The sequence below is a fragment of the Kitasatospora sp. NPDC018058 genome, from assembly GCF_044327205.1.
In the GTDB taxonomy this organism is placed as follows: Bacteria; Actinomycetota; Actinomycetes; order Streptomycetales; family Streptomycetaceae; genus Kitasatospora.
In genome coordinates, this window is sequence record NZ_JBIRFA010000133.1 from 1 (window position 1) to 2,160 (window position 2,160).

Genomic DNA, 2,160 nt, shown 5'->3' on the forward strand with positions numbered 1-2,160 from the left:
CCGGACCCCTCGGCGGCGGCGCTCGTGGTCGGCGACGGAGCGGCGGGCGCGGTGGCCCCGAAGGCCGGGCTGGTGAGTCCGGCCGCCAGCACGGTCCCGATCAGGACGGCGAGTGACTTCTGCTTTCCACTCATTTCGGTGGCTCCTTCTCGATGGTGGCGGGCCGTGGCAACAGGTGGCCGTAACGCTTGGACCACTCGGGTGCATCACTTGGGCCGCTGCGGACCAGGGAGTACAGGTACATGGGTGTGGGTGTGTGCTCTCTACTGATCAGCCCGCGATGGAGGCGGGCGTGGGTCGGTCATTTCGCTTGATGTGTTCGCCGGTGGCTGCCCACAGGCGGTACCGGTTGCGACGGCGCAGTCGCTGTTCGTGACGGCGGAAAGTGCCCCGAGGGGCTGCAGAACCACCGCGGCCATCTCGGCTCACTCCTTGCGGGGTCGGGGAAGGAGTGGATGCCGAGGATCAGTGCTCGTCAGGTTTCACGGGTGCCGGGGCTGTACGGTTCGGTGTATAAGCACCTTTTGCAAGATTTCATCGATTAGCGGCATATGCGATGATCGACTTATGCCGTGGAGTCTTCGGAAACGCGGCCCATCGAGTGAGCCGGATCGCTCCGGGGACCGTGTCTCTGGTACGGGGACCATCTCCCGCGCGGACGAGGAACTACTCCGCACGCTGTACGCGGAGCACGCCGGGCCGCTACTTCACTTCGTCCTGCGACTGACCTCAGGAGACTGGCAATGGGCCGAGGATGTCGTGCAGGAGACACTGCTGCGGGCCTGGCAGCACCCGGCGGCGTTCGACCCCGAGCGCGGACCGGCCCGGGCGTGGCTGTGCACGGTCGCCCGGAACCTGGTCATCGACGCCCACCGGGCCCGCCGGGCCAGACCGACCGAGGTCGACGGGGAGGCCGTGGAACGACTCGCGGAGCAGACGCCCGGAGAAGACGAGCTCGAGCAGACGCTGCAAAGCTGGGCGGTGGCCGAGGCCATCCGGACCCTCTCCCCGGAACACCGGGCCGTTCTGCTCGAGACGTACTACAGAGGCCGGACGATGGTCGAGGCTGCGGAGGTGCTCTGCATTCCGGTGGGCACCGTGAAGTCGCGCACGTACTACGCCTTGAAGGCGCTGCGGCTGGCGCTGCAGGAACGGGGTATCGAGCCGTGACAGCGTCGTGGAGGAGGTACGGACCATGAACAGCGACCATGACGCCATCCGGTGGTCCCTGGGCGGATACGTGCTGGGAACGCTGTCCCCGACAGAGACGGAGCAGGTCCGCGCCCACCTCGCAGAATGCGCGGAGTGCCAGGCCGAGCATGCTGAACTAGCGGGACTGCCCGCGCTACTCGCGAGGGTCAGCGAGGCCGAGGCCGAGGCCGCAGGCGAGGCACCGCCCGCGCCCAGCGAGGAACTGGCCGACCGGCTGGTACAGCGAGCCGCCGCACGCGAGCGAGCGCAGCCGGAGCCTGCGGCCACTGCCGGGCCGGGCGTACCGCAGCGAACCGACCGAGGCCCGCTCGACCGGCTGCTCCAGCAGGCTGCATCCCGACGTCGTACCGCCGTGCGGAGGCAACTGGTTGGGGTCGCAGCCGCCGCGACGCTCATCGCTGCGGCAGCGTCGGGCGGCACGTGGCTGGCTACCGTCGCGTCCACGGGCAGCCAGGTCGCGCAGCCCGCACCGACGTCACCGGCCCCGGTCCGCACCTTCTCCGGAACCGACCCCACCACCGGCGTGTCCGCCTCGGTTGAGGTCTCGCCCGCCGCCTGGGGCAGCGCCCTGCAGGTCTCGGCGAAGGGAGCGCCCGCCGGGGTCACATGCAGCCTGCAAGCGGTCGGGATCACGGGCACCACAGCGACCGCCGCCACCTGGCAGGCCGGCGAATACCCAGGTGGCGCCAAGATTTCCGGGACCGTACCCATGTCCCCAGGAATGATCAGTCACTTCGACATCTACGCGGGCAACGGCCAGAGGCTGCTCACCGTCCCGGCGTGACGCCCCGGCCCGGTCGGCACCTCATGGGGGGCTTGTCCCGTAACTCGACTCCACAACCGGCCGGTGAACGCGAAGAACCCCCATCCGGAATCCGGATGGGGGTTCTTCTGAAGAATTGTTCGGCGGCGTCCTACTCTCCCACAGGGTCCCCCCTGCAGTACCAT

The 2,160-nt window shown here is 69.0% G+C and carries 2 protein-coding genes; both read left to right on the forward strand.

Features of this window, described 5'->3' with window-relative positions; all coding sequences use genetic code 11:
- The first annotated feature begins 567 nt into the window (after window positions 1-567).
- Window positions 568-1,170: a sigma-70 family RNA polymerase sigma factor gene (locus tag ACH4E7_RS45520; RefSeq protein ID WP_396255118.1), complete on the forward strand. Its 603-nt coding sequence runs from the start codon at window positions 568-570 to the stop codon at window positions 1,168-1,170.
- A 25-nt stretch (window positions 1,171-1,195) separates the two neighbouring features.
- Window positions 1,196-1,996: an anti-sigma factor family protein gene (locus ACH4E7_RS45525; protein WP_396255119.1), complete on the forward strand. Its 801-nt coding sequence runs from the start codon at window positions 1,196-1,198 to the stop codon at window positions 1,994-1,996.
- Window positions 1,997-2,160 lie beyond the last annotated feature (164 nt).

Bases quoted from the DNA above. Each gene is read 5' to 3' on its own strand.
- ACH4E7_RS45525 (WP_396255119.1), top strand. From the start codon at position 1,196: ATGAACAGCGACCATGACGCCATCCGGTGGTCCCTGGGCGGATACGTG.
- ACH4E7_RS45520 (WP_396255118.1), top strand. From the start codon at position 568: ATGCCGTGGAGTCTTCGGAAACGCGGCCCATCGAGTGAGCCGGATCGC.